General features: G+C 37.4%; 16 protein-coding genes. 1 reads left to right on the plus strand and 15 read right to left on the minus strand.

Going from position 1 to position 16,216, the window contains the following annotated elements; genetic code table 11:
• From mraY to AC2JF9_RS01850, 6 genes are all read right to left on the minus strand, one after another.
• Nucleotides 1-963 carry a phospho-N-acetylmuramoyl-pentapeptide-transferase gene (gene mraY / locus AC2JF9_RS01825; protein WP_500725007.1) on the minus strand — a complete coding sequence of 321 codons (963 nt, stop codon included), beginning with the start codon at nt 961-963 and terminating at the stop codon, nt 1-3.
• A gap of 8 nt (nt 964-971) precedes the next feature.
• A complete protein-coding gene (locus AC2JF9_RS01830) occupies nt 972-3,137 on the minus strand; it encodes a penicillin-binding transpeptidase domain-containing protein (protein WP_500725008.1) in 2,166 nt (721 codons plus the stop codon).
• Nucleotides 3,137-3,499: a cell division protein FtsL gene (gene ftsL / locus AC2JF9_RS01835; protein ID WP_500725009.1), complete on the minus strand. Its 363-nt coding sequence runs from the start codon at nt 3,497-3,499 to the stop codon at nt 3,137-3,139. Before ftsL ends, AC2JF9_RS01830 begins: the two co-directional genes overlap by 1 nt.
• A 13-nt stretch (nt 3,500-3,512) precedes the next feature.
• Nucleotides 3,513-4,460: a 16S rRNA (cytosine(1402)-N(4))-methyltransferase RsmH gene (gene rsmH, locus AC2JF9_RS01840; protein ID WP_500725011.1), complete on the minus strand. Its 948-nt coding sequence runs from the start codon at nt 4,458-4,460 to the stop codon at nt 3,513-3,515.
• Between the two features lie 8 nt (nt 4,461-4,468).
• Nucleotides 4,469-4,900 carry a division/cell wall cluster transcriptional repressor MraZ gene (gene mraZ, locus AC2JF9_RS01845; RefSeq protein ID WP_500725013.1) on the minus strand — a complete coding sequence of 144 codons (432 nt, stop codon included), beginning with the start codon at nt 4,898-4,900 and terminating at the stop codon, nt 4,469-4,471.
• 170 nt (nt 4,901-5,070) lie between these two features.
• On the minus strand, nt 5,071-5,397 hold the full coding sequence (locus AC2JF9_RS01850) for a DUF3397 domain-containing protein (RefSeq protein WP_500725015.1): 327 nt from the start codon (nt 5,395-5,397) through the stop codon (nt 5,071-5,073).
• A 102-nt stretch (nt 5,398-5,499) separates the two neighbouring features.
• On the opposite strand from AC2JF9_RS01850, the gene AC2JF9_RS01855 reads away from it, so the two are divergent.
• Nucleotides 5,500-5,628, plus strand: a complete 129-nt coding sequence (locus tag AC2JF9_RS01855; protein WP_500725016.1) for a DUF4044 domain-containing protein — start codon at nt 5,500-5,502, stop codon at nt 5,626-5,628.
• 84 nt (nt 5,629-5,712) lie between these two features.
• Here AC2JF9_RS01855 and mreD read toward each other — a convergent pair whose 3' ends face one another.
• The 9 genes from mreD to AC2JF9_RS01900 all read right to left on the minus strand — a co-directional run bounded on the left by mreD (nt 5,713) and on the right by AC2JF9_RS01900 (nt 16,140).
• Complete coding sequence (mreD, locus tag AC2JF9_RS01860; protein ID WP_500725018.1) at nt 5,713-6,246, minus strand: rod shape-determining protein MreD; 534 nt, start codon at nt 6,244-6,246, stop codon at nt 5,713-5,715.
• A gap of 2 nt (nt 6,247-6,248) precedes the next feature.
• Nucleotides 6,249-7,097, minus strand: a complete 849-nt coding sequence (gene mreC / locus AC2JF9_RS01865; protein WP_500725019.1) for a rod shape-determining protein MreC — start codon at nt 7,095-7,097, stop codon at nt 6,249-6,251.
• Nucleotides 7,098-7,145: 48 nt separating this feature from the next.
• Nucleotides 7,146-8,150, minus strand: a complete 1,005-nt coding sequence (locus AC2JF9_RS01870; RefSeq protein ID WP_500725021.1) for a rod shape-determining protein — start codon at nt 8,148-8,150, stop codon at nt 7,146-7,148.
• Between the two features lie 96 nt (nt 8,151-8,246).
• Nucleotides 8,247-8,870 carry a JAB domain-containing protein gene (locus tag AC2JF9_RS01875; protein ID WP_500725023.1) on the minus strand — a complete coding sequence of 208 codons (624 nt, stop codon included), beginning with the start codon at nt 8,868-8,870 and terminating at the stop codon, nt 8,247-8,249.
• 37 nt (nt 8,871-8,907) lie between these two features.
• Nucleotides 8,908-9,585, minus strand: a complete 678-nt coding sequence (locus AC2JF9_RS01880) for an HAD family hydrolase (protein ID WP_500725025.1) — start codon at nt 9,583-9,585, stop codon at nt 8,908-8,910.
• Nucleotides 9,563-10,843 carry a bifunctional folylpolyglutamate synthase/dihydrofolate synthase gene (locus AC2JF9_RS01885; protein WP_500725026.1) on the minus strand — a complete coding sequence of 427 codons (1,281 nt, stop codon included), beginning with the start codon at nt 10,841-10,843 and terminating at the stop codon, nt 9,563-9,565. The genes AC2JF9_RS01880 and AC2JF9_RS01885 overlap by 23 nt, the downstream gene beginning before the upstream one ends.
• Nucleotides 10,844-10,845: 2 nt before the next feature.
• Nucleotides 10,846-13,485: a valine--tRNA ligase gene (locus tag AC2JF9_RS01890; protein WP_500725027.1), complete on the minus strand. Its 2,640-nt coding sequence runs from the start codon at nt 13,483-13,485 to the stop codon at nt 10,846-10,848.
• 273 nt (nt 13,486-13,758) lie between these two features.
• Nucleotides 13,759-14,976: a tRNA uracil 4-sulfurtransferase ThiI gene (thiI, locus tag AC2JF9_RS01895; protein ID WP_500725029.1), complete on the minus strand. Its 1,218-nt coding sequence runs from the start codon at nt 14,974-14,976 to the stop codon at nt 13,759-13,761.
• 6 nt (nt 14,977-14,982) lie between these two features.
• Complete coding sequence (locus tag AC2JF9_RS01900) at nt 14,983-16,140, minus strand: cysteine desulfurase family protein (RefSeq protein WP_500725030.1); 1,158 nt, start codon at nt 16,138-16,140, stop codon at nt 14,983-14,985.
• Nucleotides 16,141-16,216 lie beyond the last annotated feature (76 nt).

The following is a 16,216-nucleotide window of genomic DNA, read 5'->3' on the forward strand; positions in this document are numbered from 1 at the left end:
TTAACCCCAAATTACAAGATATAGAATACTACCAATTAGACCAACCACCCAAAACAAAATGTCAACTTTCCATTCTGAAAGTCCAAGCATCTCAAAATGATGATGAATTGGTGTCATTTTAAAAATTCTTTTACCAGTTGTCCGGAAAGAGATAACCTGCAAAATAACACTAGCAGTTTCACAAACAAAAACAATTCCTACTAAAAGCAATGACCACGGCCGATTTAAAAACACACTGACAGCAGCTAACCCACCACCAAGGGCAAGCGAGCCAGCATCTCCCATAAAAATTTTAGCAGGTTTATGATTAAAAATGAAAAATGAAATTAATCCGCCAATCACACTCATACAAAAAATCAAAATCGCAGAGTTTTGTTGTTTAAAAGCCAAGTAAGCATATGTTCCATATGCAATAATTGATAAGCCAGTAGCAAGACCATCTAAGCCATCAGACAAGTTGACAGCATTAGAAAATCCAACCAGCCAAAAGACAACAAATATTGCAAATACAACTACACTACTAACAAACCCAAAAAACGGAATAAAAAGAAAAAACCTAAAACTATCAGTAACTGCAATCCAAACTATCACGATTGCAATTAAAATCTGAAGCGCAAATTTCTGCCAAGCCTTTAAACCCAGATTACGCTTATAAAATAGCTTAATGCCATCATCTAAAAAACCAACAATACCATATCCCAATAGGCATATTAACAAAATTAACACTAAATGACTCATTGTACCTTGCCAAGTCGCAACCCAGATAGCTGAAATAGCTGATGCAAGAACAAAAACGACACCACCCATGGTTGGTGTTCCGGATTTTTTTTGGTGCCATTTAGGACCTTCTGGTCGAATTTCCTGCCCCTCATGATGACTTCTCATAAAGATAATCATCCAAGGCAAAAAGATTCCTGTTAATGCTAATGAACTAACTAATGCAATAATGCTAATAATAAGCATAAAAAGTATTACTCCTTTAATTTAACTTTGATCTTTATTCCAGATTTAATAGTTGAGTTGATTTGCTTACTCTGTTTTTTGACAACTCCAGATCCCTCAATCTTTATTTTTGCTCCGGTTAATTCAGAAAATTGGTGTAAATCGTCAATGGTCCACCCATTCATATTAGGACATTTTACTTTTCCAGAAGCTAAAACAAACATACGCTTGCCGGATTGCACTTTTTGTCCTTTCGAATATGACTGCGCAACTATTTTATCACCGTTGCCTAATTTAACAAGTCTTAAGCCGATGCGTTTAGCTTTCTTCTTTGAATCAGGATAAGTCAGCCCTTTTAAGTCAGGAATTTTCACAACTGCCGAGTTGTCAACTTCGTTTTTAGACATTAAAATGACCCGTTTCATCATTGGCTTAAAGATTGATGAAAGAATTACTTCTGCAGGTTTACTCATTCGGCGAGGTTGCTTTACGGTAATGTAAATACAGTAACGTGGTTTTTTAGCAGGTGTAACGCCAACAACTGAAAATGTGTAATTATTGTCACCCTTTAAATAACCACCACTTTTTAGGTTAGCAATTTGAGCAGTACCAGTTTTAACTGCTATGCTTTGACCTTTGATTTGATAAGCAGAACCGGTACCGATGCGCTTATTTAAAACTCCCTGCATATTTTCAAGAACAACTTTAGCGACCTCTTTTGAATAAACCGGTTGACCAACATTCTTAACTTGATAACCAGAAATTGTCTTACCTTCAGAATCCGTTATTTTCTCCACAAACTGTGGTTTTACCATTTGCCCGTCATTTGCCAGACTACTAAATGCCTGCATCATCTGCATAACATTAACATTAATACCTTGACCAAAACTGGTAACAGCTTGGTCAATTGGTGACTTGAAAGCAATTAGTCCTGGTTGCTCCCCAGGAAGAGTTACTCCCGTTTTCTCTCCAATTTTAAACTTCTTAAGGTAACTACGCCAAGTCTTTGCTCCCATCTGCTGTTCGATGTGGACAAACCCTGTATTACTAGATCTTGGAAAAGCCTGAGAGAAGGGAATACTTCCCCATCCATGAGGCTGCCAGTCATGAATTACCGAACCACTAACAGTTACCGAACCAGAATTATAGTATTGGTTAGGATGATAATTTCCGCTATCTACAGCAGCAGCTAAGGTCAAAATTTTAAAAACAGATCCGGGTTCATAAGTATCTTGAATCAAGATGTTTCGATATGAGTTCTGCATTCCCTTTTTAGTTTGAGGATTAAATGTTGGTCTTTGTGAAGCTGCCATGATTTTACCAGTCTTCATATCCTCAACAACTGCAGTAATTGAAACGGGATTAAAGTTATTCTGAACATAGGAAAGACGATCTTCAAGATACTCTTGAAGTTGAGAGTCAATTGTCAAATGAACATTGTTTCCGTTTTTTGGAGCTTTATAATTTTGAACACTATTGGGAGTCTGATAATTTGAAGCATCTACTGACGATACTTGATAGCCATCTTTGCCAGATAAAACGTTGTTATACCAAGCTTCTAGCCCCATTGTTCCGACTAAATTCTGTGTTCTAGTTTTCTGATCATATTCCGGACTAGCTAACCCAATGATATGTGAAGCAAAATTACCATTAGGGTAAAGTCGAGATTGAGTTTCAAAAAATTTGATTCCCGGAAGCTTCATTTTCTCAATTTTATCTTTTTGCTTTTTAGTCAAACCGGTTCCGGCAGTACCAAATTGAACTTGAAAAGCAGAATGTTCTGGATTTAAGTAGTGCAGAATCTGATCAGCAGATAAAGGCAACACTGTAGCCAGTTTTTCAGCTGTCTGTTCTTTATTCACAACATATTCAGGCTTATTTTTATAATTGATTGAGGACTTGTCCAAAATTGCATAAATAGTGTACAAATGTGAATCTTGCGCAACAGCCAAACCATTACGATCATAAATAGTTCCGCGAGTTGCTTTTAACACTTGATTACGCATATAAAGCTGCTCAGTTCTTTTTGTCAGATTCTCTCCACTTACAGTTTTTGAAATACCAATATACAAAAATCTGCCCATAAATATAAGAAAAACCAAAGCTACAGTTACCTGCAGGAATCTTCCTACTGTAAAGCGATATCTGTGAGCTTTGGATTTTTGTGAATTTAAGTTACTAATGTGATTTTTCATTAGCGAATAGTCCTAATATTGTTTTCAATCAAAGTTAACCCTTTACTTTTGGCAATTTCATTCATTCTTGCACTTGAAGTTAACTCACCTAATTCTTGATGGAGATCACTAAGCTGACTTTGCCCTTTAGCAACAGAGCGTTGAACGCTAGTCAGTTCATGTTGAGCTGAAGTGGCGGAAATACTTGAAGAAACCAATAAGGTCATTAGGCCAATTGTAATCACTGTCCCTATTACAAGTAAGGTTTTTTCTAAACCATTCCAAGCAACACGACGATGGTCTAGGACCTGTCGTTGTCTACTTTTAGATTCTTGTTGTTTATTAGGATTAAATTCTACTTGTCTTGCTAAACTATCAGCCATTGCTATTTCCTCTTCACAATTTTTCCGCAACTCGTAACTTCGCACTGTGTGAGCGATTATTATCTTTTAGTTCTCTTTCGGAAGCAACAATCGGTTTGCGATTGACCAAGCGAAGTGTTGGCTTCATACTCTCTGGAATCATTGGCATTCCTCTTGGTACTTCAACTTCAGAGTATTTTTTAAAAATATTTTTTACAATCTTATCCTCATCAGACTGGAAAGTAATGACAGCGATTCGACCATTAGGCTTTAAAAGTTCAATAGCCTCTTCAAGCGATTCTCTTAAAACATCAAGCTCGTGGTTAACAGCCACTCGTAACGCTTGAAATGTTTTCTTAGCTGGATGACCTCCTGATCTTCTTGCAAACGCAGGAATCGCTTCCTTAATAACTTCCACCAATTCAAAAGTTGTTTCGATTGGCTTAGCTTGTCTTCTTTTAACGATGTTACGTGAAATTTGTCGTGAATATTTTTCATCACCAAATTTATACAAAATATCTGCTAATTCTTTCTGACTCGAACTGTTTACTAGTTGATATGCATCAAGCTCTTGGCTTTGATCCATTCTCATATCTAGTTTGGCATTGAAACGATATGAAAAACCGCGTCCTGCCTGATCGAATTGTGGTGATGAAACACCCAAATCATAGTATATACCGTCAATGCCATTTTGATAACCCAGCTCTACCAAGTTCTTCTTCAAATGACTAAAATTATCGTGTACTAATTGTAATTTTGGTTCACTATCATAATTTAATAAGTCGGCAAAGTTCAACTTTGCTGAATTTATTGCATATTCATCTTGGTCAAAACCAACAAGTGTCCCAGACTTTAGCATACTTAGTAGATATTTTGCGTGACCGCCACCGCCAAAAGTTGCGTCTACATAAAGACCTCCGTCTTCAGGTTTTATATTTTCAATTGTTTCATGTAAGAGTACGCTGGTGTGTTTGAATTCCATAGTCATATTTATAATTCAATATCGTCCAAATTTTCTGCGATGTCATCATAGTTTTCATTAGCATCATCACTAAAGTTCTCCCAGCGTTCCTTTGACCAAATTTCAATTCGGTCTGAAACACCGACAATGACACATTCTTTATTCAGGGAGGCGTGTTCCTTCAATGTTGTGGTCAGATTAACACGTCCTTGTTTATCGAATTCGCATTCCATTGCACCAGAGTAAAACAGACGCGTAAAACTACGTGCGTTTCTCTTAGTCAACGGAAGCTGAGCTAGCTTAGCTTCAATTTTTTGCCATGCTTCAGTAGTATAGCCAAAAATGCAGCCTTCCATCCCACGAGTGAAAATCATCTTATCACCAATCTGCGAACGCAAACGAGCGGGAATAATTAAACGCCCTTTGCTATCGAGATTGTGATGATATTCACCCATGAACATGGTTCTAGCCCCCTTCCAATTAATAATTTACCACATTTCCCCACTTTCTACCACTTTTTTGTAAAAAAAAACCAATTTTTATTTATTTATGTTCCTAAAAAAAAAAAGATCGGAATTTTTTTAAAAATTCCGATCTTTTATGCGTACTTATTAATTGGTAAATTAATTCTCTAAATCATCATAAATAACAAACCAATATACCAAAATATCGTATTCATTGTTAGAAAGTCCCAAATTTCGCGAATTACCTTTTCTAATGAGATATTTTTATTTTTCACAGCTTCATAAACAGATATAATTATTACTAAAATAAAAAAAACAAGGAAACCATATGGTAAAAAGTCAGGTCTTTTTTCTTGAACTGCAATCATGTGACAAGCAATAATAAAAAACAGTGGCAAAACATCATACCCACGAAATCTTGCCTTAGGAAAAAACCGATTTAAAAGTACAGCTATTAGTAATCCTACCAGTGGTAATAAAAAAATTAAAAACATGCTTTTTTCTCTCCTACTTAATTATATCTATTTTATCCTACTAGCTGTTTGAAAAAAACTATTAAGTAGAATAAAATATTGTTCAAACAGGGAGGTTCATTAATGGCACGAAGAAAAAAGAAAAAATCTAAATTTGAAAAATTAACCATCTTTATGGCTTGTCTAATGGCAATCATTACCTTAGCAGCTGTAGTGATGCAAGCCGTGAGTGCAATGGGATTTATTGAATAAAAAAGACGTGAGAATAATTCTCACGTCTTTTTTATTTCCCAATTCTCTAACTAACAAAAAGTATAAGTGGGGAGTTCTCCCATTTTAGTGACGATAATTATCTAATTTAACCATGAACGGATGCTTAACAGCAAGACTTTCCCATATTCGATATGTAAATAGGGCAAAAATAAATGACCAACCTATTGTTGGAAATAAGCTAATAACTAGTTTTACAACTGAGATACGTGATATCCCTAGCAGATTCAGTATCAGCCAACTATACATATCAATTAAAACTGCCCCAATTACGATAGCTAACATTCTGGACCAAAAAACTTCAGGTAAAAAGCGAGCCGCTCTCTGAAGCAGCCAACATACTAGTGGCAAAACAAGCGCGTAAATTCCAATAAAACCAAAAAAGTAAATATCACTAATAATTCCCGCACCAATTGCAAGCCAAATTTCATTTTTATTTGTGTCGTCAAAAAGAGCAATTAACATCATTCCAACCGGCATTAGCAGATTAACTCCGTTAGCTGCAGTTAAAAACTGATGCATGTAAAATGATAAACTAGCATTTAAAACCAAAGCGATAAATAGTGCAAAGGCTAACGTGAATTTTTGCATTGATCGCATTGTTAATCCACCACCCTTTTAACTACCGAGACAACAGTAGGATCATTTAGTTCACCAGCAGGATTAATTTTTATTAAATCGGATAAACCGAATGAATCATGAGTTGTTGTGGCAATAGTACCAATTAATAGGCCCCGGGGTGAATTGCCACCCATACCACTAGTATATACTTTAGTTCCTTTTTTTAACTTCTTGCTATCAATTGCTTGAGTAAAGGCCAGCGTTTTTTCACCAATTACCGTAATAATTCCGTGTACTTTTTTTCCGTTTATAGCTTCTGCTTCAACAGCAAATCGATTAGCAGTTTTATCAGTAGTAGTAATTAGTTCAACTTTTGCAGAAGCAGCATTAACTTCAACTATTCGGCCAATGACACCGCCTCCTGACATAACCGCCATATTTTTCCTGAGACCCGAAGTAGAACCTTTATTAATAACAAGTATGTCAGTCCAACTATCAGGAGAACGTGAAATAACTGACGCATCTACTAACTCAAAATCAGTTAAAGTCTTTTTTAATTTTAAAGCAGCTTTAAGTTGTTTATTTTCGTCTTCGAGGCTGGAGTTACGAGCCTTTGTCTGTTCCAAATCGGTAACTCGGCTTTTTAAATAGTTGTTTTCATTTTGAGTATTCAGAAGGTCGTGAACAGTATTTAAACTACCAGTGACCACACCAATTGGAAAGTCAACGATTCTAGTACCCACAGCTACAATATCATTTCCAAAACTCTGGATAATTAGTGGTGTACTTCTTTTATTTCGCAAGCCTATACTAGCGCCCATTATCGAAAAAACGAGAATAACTGCAACACAAATTGATAATATTCTTTTATTTTGTAGAAAGTTTTTCATATGGAATCGATTCCTAAAGAAAAGCCGGCAAATAGCCGACTTTTATTGTTATCTGCGACTTCTACGCATTACTTCAATATTTTTAAGAGATTCGCCCGTACCGATTGCAACACAATCAAGCGGATCCTGAGCAATAAACACTGGAACTTTAGTCGCATCTGAGATTACATCCGGTAAGTTCTTAAGTAGTGCTCCACCACCTGTTAAAACAATTCCGTGGTCGATAACGTCTGCAGCAATTTCAGGAGAAGTTTGTTCAAGCGTTTCTTTAATAGCAACAATAATGTCCTGAACAACATCTTGAATCGCTTTGGAAACATCAACTGCTTTTATATCAATGGATTTTGGTAAGCCAGTTACTAAGTCACGCCCACGAATGTTAACAGACTCAATGTCCTTTGCCTTTTCTATTGAAGCCGAACCGATTTGAATTTTAATATCTTCTGCAGTTCGCTCACCAATTAGTAAATTAAAGTTGGAATGGACATAGTTAACAATTGCGGCATTGAATTTATCTCCAGCTTGACGAATTGAGGTTGAAGACACAATACCACCTAATGAAATTGTTGCAACATCAGTAGTACCCCCACCAATATCAACTACCATTGAACCAGTTGGATCCATTACCGGAAGACCAGCCCCAATTGCGGCTGCAAATGGTTCTTCAATTACATATGCTTCTCGAGCACCTGCAACGCGAGCAGCATCAATTACTGCTCGCTTTTCAACTTCAGTAACACCCGATGGTACACAAATCATTACTGATGGTTTTGAATCACTAACTGTTTTTTGAATAAAGTACTTAAGCATTGCAGCCGTTGTATCGTAATCCGCAATCACACCATCTTTCATTGGACGAATTGCAACGATACTTGCAGGTGTTCGACCAATCATTTCTCTGGCTTCTGAGCCAACTGCGATTACTTTATTGGTACTGGTGTTCTTAGCCACAACAGAAGGCTCTCTTAAGACAATTCCTTTTCCTTCCATATAAACAAGCGTATTGGCTGTACCCAAATCGATACCAATGTTTTTTGCTCCTAATCCAAACACGAAAATCTCTCCTTATTACTGCAGTCTCTAAATCTTGAATAATTATAGCATAAAGTGCAATTTAAAAAAGAGATGCAGAATAACTTTAAGACGAACTTAAAACAATTGATGCTCTCGCATACTTAAATAGCGCCCCTTACCGACAATGAAATGGTCTAAAAAGTCAATCCGCATGATATTTGCTGATGAATATAGCACTTTAGTCAATTCAACATCACTTTTAGAAGGAAGTAAATTACCACTTGGATGGTTGTGAACTACAAAAAAACCAGCACAAGAGTATAATACTGCCCAATGAAAAATCTCCCGTGGATGAGCAATAGATTTATCAAGGGTTCCTTGAAATAAACACTTTTCGGCAATAATATGATTGCTATTATCGATGTAAATTGCCCACAATTCTTCGTGCTTGCGACCAGCCAGCTTGTCAGTTAAATACATACCAACTTCGTTACTAGAAGTCAAAACTGCTTCTCGGTCATATACTGCCAAACGCAAACGTTCCATAATGTTTTCACTAACTAAGGCAAGACTGTCCTCACATTGGTAGCCAGAAAAATATTTTAGTAAGTCATTAAAACTGTTTATTTTTAGTTGATTCAGTCTTTCAGTTAAGTCGTCAAACTCTGTTATACCTTTTTCTTTTAATTGGTTGAATAGGGCATTTAATAACTCTACATCAGTATTAACTAAATAGTGGTTGGATTTGATATATTTCATTAGATCATTCCTTTCACTATTAAGTACACTTAAAATGTTATATTTTTTTTAGAAATTCAAAAAAATCAGTGCAAACAAAGGAAGCAATTGCTTCATCTTTTTTACTTGCTGGAATTAAGTCAGGTACCATAACGCATTTTAGCTTGGCGTTAACTGCTGCTTGGAGTCCAGCCGAAGAATCTTCAAATGCCAAAATGTTTTTTCTAGAAACGCCGAGTTTTTTTGCGGCTAATAAGTAAATGTCCGGCGCTGGCTTGGGTTTAACGTTGTTGTTTTTGACGTCATCTAAATTTAAATGAAACTGAAAATAATTTCTTACTCCAGTTGCCCATAAATTGTGTTCAACAACCGCTTCGGTGTTACTGGTTACTATTGCCATAGGTAACCCCAGGCTTTGGAACGTATCAAGAGCTTTTTGAACTCCCGGACGTAACTTGAGCTTGCCCTCGTCAGTCCAATTCCATACCAATTCATCGGTTCGTTTTATAAAGCGGGTGCGATCAGTATCGGTCTGAAAATAATGGTGATAAAAGTCAGCCATATCATTAATAGTTGAACCAACAAGTTTTAAATACATATCATCTGGTGTATTTAAACCTGCTTCTTTTGAAGCCTGAATGTTAGCCTTCCAATACAGGTTTTCTGAGTTAACAAGCAATCCGTCCATATCAAAAAGAATGCCATTAATTTCATCATTGATTCCCGCGATTTTCATTTTTTTCCTCCATCTGAAGTATTTCACCAATTAAATAAAACGAACCCGTCACTAGCAGTATATCATTTGACTCACTAACTTGCTGCAAACGGATAAATGCCTCGCGCCAGTTTTCATTATAGTGATATTTTTTCTTTATCCAAGAAGGAAAATCAGCCTTTTTAGCCGCCCGGGGATAATCAATTGTGGTTAATTCAACTTGATCACTTGGCTTAAATAAGGAAAAGATTGGATTAATATCCTTGTCGCGCATCATCATAATTAAAATGCGAACTTTCCCTTGTCGCAACAGCTGTTGGTTATGAATATAATCGAGTAAGCTCTTCATTGCTTGAATATTGTGAGCACCATCTAAAACTATAAGTGGTTTGTCCTGTAAAATTTGATAACGTCCTGGAATAACCACATTATTAATTGCCTCCTGGATTTCGACATCACTTAAAGCAATACCAAGTAAGTCAAATGTCTGAATAGAAACTGCAATATCATAGCTCTCAACTTGAGGACAAATAGCAAATTTTAATGTTCTTTTTGAATTTGAAAAAGTCATTTTTTCAGCAAAATCAACCTTAAAATCACGACCCAATAGTTTAACTACAGCATCTTCAGATTGAGCTTTTGCCATCAAAATCGACAGTACTTTTTCTGGTACATTGCCCAAAACAACTGGTCGCTGCCACTTAATTACTCCACTTTTTTCACGCGCAATATCCTGAATAGACGGTCCAATTATTTGCTCATGATCGAGCCCAACAGTAGTAATCACGCTAACTTCTGGCATAATGACATTAGTTTTGTCATGCTCTCCGCCTATTCCTACTTCAATAATCGCGTAATCGCATTTCATTTGAGCAAAAAAAACGAAAGCTAGCGCAACTTCATATTCAAATGTAACCAAAGAAAAAGTTGAATCTGCCTGCCTGATCACTTGCAAGGCTTTTTCGACCTGATTAGCGCAATCAACCAAATCCTGATTGCTAATGTTTTGACCATTAAGCTGAATTCGCTCATTAAATTCAAACACATACGGAGAAACAAAAAGACCAGTCTTTTGACCGGCCTTTTGTAGTAGGCTACTTAAATAATAAGAAGTCGAGCCTTTACCATTCGTGCCCGTAACGTGAATCGTCTTTACATTATTTTGCGGATTATCAAGAACCGATAAAATCTTCTTAATATAAGATAAATCGGCTTTCTCATGAAGCTTGGGAAGAGTATATAAGCTATTAATCACGTCTTGAGCATTGGTAAAAATCACTTTTATTCACTCTTTTTCAATTCTTGAATTCTCTGGCGAACACTCTCAAGTTGACTTTCATAGTCAGCTTTTTTTGCCTTCTCCTTATCAATAACTGCGCTAGGAGCATGAGCCACAAAACCTTGATTATCTAATTTCTTAGCAGAACGTTCAACTTCAGCTTTAAGGTCCTTTTCTTCTTTTTCCATCCGTTTGATTTCTTCATCAACATTAACTAAATCAACTAATGGAACAAAAATTTGCGCTCCGGAAATCACTGCAGTTTTAGCCAATTTTGGCGCCTCAATCTCAGTTGAGATTGTCAATTTCTTTGGATGCAGGAAGTTCTTAACGTATTCTTCATTCGCCGTTAAAATTTGCTCATTTTCAGGATTTTCAAGTTGAATCATCAAATCAATTGGTGCTGAAAGTGGAGCATTTACCTCCATGCGAATATTACGAACAGCCTTGATAATATCAATCAAAAATGCCATATCATGATTAGCTTTGTCGTTAACAAATTCAGCATGAACTTCTGGATATTCGGCAACCATAATTGAATTACCAACATGCGGCATTGACAGCCATAATTTTTCAGTAACAAATGGCATGATTGGATGAAGTAAACGTAAAACTTGGTCAAGAATCCAGATTAAGTTGTTTTGTTTTCTTGCCTTCAGCTCTTTGTCGTTTCCATTTAATGCTACCTTTGATATTTCAATATACCAGTCACAAAAATCATTCCAAATGAAATTGTACATTTCTCGTCCGGCTTCACCAAACTTATATTCATCAAATAAACGAATAACTTCGCCAACAGTGTGATTCAAACGATCGAAAATCCAACTATCTGACAAGTCAAAGCTTGCATTATCTGGCATATGAGCAGGCTGAGCGTCTTCCGGTAAGTTCATGATTACAAATCTTGCTGCATTCCAAATTTTGTTAATGAAGTTCCAAGCCGAAGCCAACTTCTTTGGATTGTAACGAGTATCCTGACCCGGAGCAGTACCGTTAAGCAGGAACCAGCGTAAAGCATCGGCTCCATACTCATCAACTACGTCCATCGGATCAACACCGTTACCAAGTGACTTACTCATTTTTCTTCCTTGTTCATCACGAATCAAGCCGTGAAGAACAACATCATTAAATGGACGCCTATGAGTAAAGTGAAGACTTTGGAAAATCATTCGGGAAACCCAGAAAAAGATGATGTCATAGCCAGTAACTAAAGCATTGGTTGGGAAGTAACGCTTAAAGTCAGCTGAATTTTCATCCGGCCAGCCCATAGTTGAAAACGGCCATAAAGCACTTGAAAACCAGGTATCCAATACATCTGGGTCTTGATTCCAGTTTTCAATGTCCTTAGGCGCCTCTTCACCAACATACATCTCGCCTGTTTGCTTGTTATACCAAGCCGGAATACGATGACCCCACCAAAGCTGCCGCGAAATTACCCAATCGTGGACATCTTCCATCCAGTGATTAAGCGTTTGTTCAAACCTATCAGGAACAAAGTTAACACGGTCTTCAGTTTTTTGATTTTCTAAAACCTTTTCAGCAAGTGGCTTCATCTTCACAAACCACTGAGTCGATAAACGGGGCTCGACTTGAACGCCTGAACGCTCGGAGTGACCAACAGAGTGAACAATCGGATCAATCTTAATCAGATAGCCCTGCTCTTTTAAGTCCTTAATAACTGCTTCACGACACTCAAAACGATCCATGCCATTATACTTACCAGCATTTTCATTCATCGTACCGTCATCATTCATTACGTTAACACGCTCTAAGTTATGACGGTTACCTACGGCAAAGTCATTTGGATCGTGAGCAGGTGTGATTTTAACTAAGCCAGTACCAAATTCCGGATCAACATGCTGATCTTCGATAATCGGAATATGACGTCCAACTAGTGGCAAAATTAGCTCCTTGCCAACAATGTCCTTGTAACGCTCATCTCCAGGCGCAACTGCAACTGCCGTATCACCAAACATTGTTTCAGGACGAGTAGTAGCAATTTCGACATAGCCAGAACCATCTGCGAATGGATACTTGATATGGTAAAAAGCACCCTGATCATCTTGGTGAATAACCTCAATGTCACTAAGTGCCGTTTGCAATTCTGGATCCCAGTTGATGATATATTCGCCGCGGTATATTAAGCCTTCATTATATAATTGTACAAAAACCCGCCGAACCGCTTTAGACAAGCCTTCGTCAAGCGTAAAGCGCTCACGCGAATAGTCTAAAGAAAGCCCTAATTTGGCCCATTGACTCTTGATAATGCTGGCATACTCATCCTTCCAATCCCAAACTTGCTGAACAAACGCTTCTCGCCCCATTTGGTGACGGTTTTTGCCTTGCTTGCGCAATTTTGCTTCCACCTTAGCTTGAGTTGCAATTCCTGCATGATCCATTCCCGGTAAATACAAGGTGTCGTATCCTTGCATCCGTTTAAAACGAATTAAAGCATCTTGAATTGCAGTATCCCATGCATGGCCTAAATGCAACTTACCGGTAACATTGGGCGGTGGAATAACAATAGAATATGGATGAGCCTTTTGATCGCCCGAAGGCTTAAATAAATCTTGGTCGAGCCATTCTTGGTATCGACCTTCTTCAACCTCATGAGGATCATATTTAGGAGCTAGATCTTTCATAAATTTTCCTTCCAATAAAAAAGTCCTAGACAAAACTGTCTAGGACGATGTAATTAACCGCGGTACCACCTAAGTTAAGTGGGGTAAAACGCCCACTTCTCTTAAAAACGTGATAACGGCGAATTTGCCGGGTTAACTTACTTTTAGTTCAGCTAACCAGTCCAATCAAGCTACTAATTAACCTTCATTCGGCCTTTCACCAACTGGGACCTTTCTCTATCTATAAGGTTAATACCTCTTGATTATTGCTTTGTTAGCATTATAACACGATTTTTAAAGTAATGCAGTATCTTCTTGCACTTTATTAGCTAAGAATTTATCCCCCGGATATATCGGAGTGACTTCAATACTTTCAAGAGCACGCTGCATTAAGCCTTCAATGTCAAGGCGAGCTTCATACTCACGCGCTTTATCAATTCTTGGTTTAGTCTTCGGACGAGGTGGAGCAAAAATGGTACAGCAATCTTCAAATGGTTGAATAGATAAATCAAAAGTACCAATTTGTTCTGCCAAACGGATAATTTCTGTTTTATCCATTGTAGCTACTGGACGTAAAACAGGAGTAGTTGTTACATCATTGATTGCAGCCATCGATTCAAGCGTTTGCGAAGCGACTTGCCCAACTGACTCACCATTAAAAATGGCTAAATCTTTCCTTTGGGCTCTGATTTGATCAGCTAACCGCAACATAAAACGACGCTGAATGGTCATCAGGTATCCTTCAGGGATTTTCTCTTTAATCGTTTCTTGAATTTCAGCAAAAGGAACTGCAATAAAGTTAATCCGACCAGCATAATTCGCTAATATTCCGGTTAGTTCTTTAGCTTTATTCAGTGCTTTTTCAGTTGTATATGGCGGACTATAGAAGTGAACCATGTCAATATCGACACCTCGCTTAAGAGCAAGATATGAAGCAACAGGTGAATCAATTCCACCCGACAGCATCATAACTGCACGGCCTCCAGTGCCAACCGGCATTCCACCAACTCCATGAAGCAACTGGTTAGAAATATAAACTGCATCTTGGCGAACTTCAATTCTCAAAACAATATCAGGATGCTTCATTTCTACTTTTAAATCTGTCATATGGTCAAATAAATAATCACCTATCATTAGGTTTAATTCATTTGTATCATAAGTAAAATGGTGGTCACTGCGTCTTGTATTAACCTTAAAGGTCATCCCTGGAAGATATGTTTCTTTCATCAATGCTAATGACGTTTCTTCAATGGCCTTAAGAGTCTTTTCAACTTTAATCGTTGGAGAATAAGTTTGAATACCAAACACTTTTTTTAAGTGCTTATCGACTTCTTCAAATGGCGCATCATTTAAAACAATGTGCATTCGATCATGCTTGGGATGAATTTCAACTTGAGGATAATCGCGCAAAACTTTGGTCACATTGCCGGCTAAGCGGCCAATGAAATCCTTTCTATTTTTTCCTTTGGTTGAAAGTTCACCATAGCGAACCATAATTTCAGTATATTTCATTAAGTACTATTCTCCTAAGTGGTTAATTTGCGCAAAATGGCGATAAATCTTATCAAAAGCTCTAATAAACTCATCTGCTTCTTCTATTGTATTTGTTTCGTCAAAACTTAATCGAATTGCACTTGTCGCAATTTTGTCGTCAATGTGCATCGCGATTAGTGTACTGGCTTCATCAACCTTAGTCGAAGCACAAGCAGATGTTGTCGAAGTATAAATATCATAGTCTTCTAGAGTATGAACTAAAGTCTCGCCACGAATCCCTTCAAGGGAAAAACACAAAATGTGTGATGAAAAACCAGCATTTACTGGCGAAAAAATTTTAATCCCCGGTTTATCTTGCAAGTAGTCAACGATTTTAGCCTTTATTGCAGCTTCTCGATTGGCCTTTTTAGCTTCATCGTCTAAAACAAGACGCATTGCCTTTGCCATTGCCGCAATTGCTGGCAAGTTTTCAGTGCCTGAACGCAAGCTTTTTTCTTGACCACCACCATCATGCAACGCCGCTAACATTTTCCCTTCTTTTTTATAGAAAACACCAACGCCGCGAGGTCCATGAAACTTGTGAGCAGACAAACTTGAAAAATCAACACGGGGTGTAAAGACACGGGGCCAAATATTCTTGCCTAAAGCTTGCACATTATCGACATGAAAGTTAATTGCTGGGTAATTAGACAAAAGGTCACTGACTTCTTCAATTGGTTGAATTGTACCAATCTCATTATTAACACCCATAATTGAAACCAGCGTTGTATCGGAGTCAAGTGCATTACGTAAGTCATTAACGTTAACACGTCCTTCCTTATCAACTGGCAAATGAGTTACACGAAAGCCTAAATACTCTAGTGTATTGAAAGCATTAGCAACCGAAGCGTGTTCAACACTTGAAGTAATTAAATGTTTACCAAACTTACGCTTTTGAAAGGCCGTTCCTTTAATTGCTAAGTTATTGGATTCAGTTCCTCCAGAGGTAAAAAAGATCTCATCTGAATTAGTACCTAACAGATCAGCAATTTGTTTTCGAGAACTTTCCAGAAGCTGAAAAGCCCGGTCTCCTAAACCATGCAAGCTTGACGGATTGCCCCAAATAGTTTGGGCTACCTTATCATATGTAGCTAATACTGTCGGATCTATTTTCGTTGTGGCACTATTATCAAAATAAATCACGAAAATCCTCCTCACTTGATAAAGCCATAATCGGCACTTGCTTAATAACTAACAAATTGTAACTTAAATAACTTTT

It is taken from the genome of Lactobacillus sp. C449L (assembly GCF_059900815.1).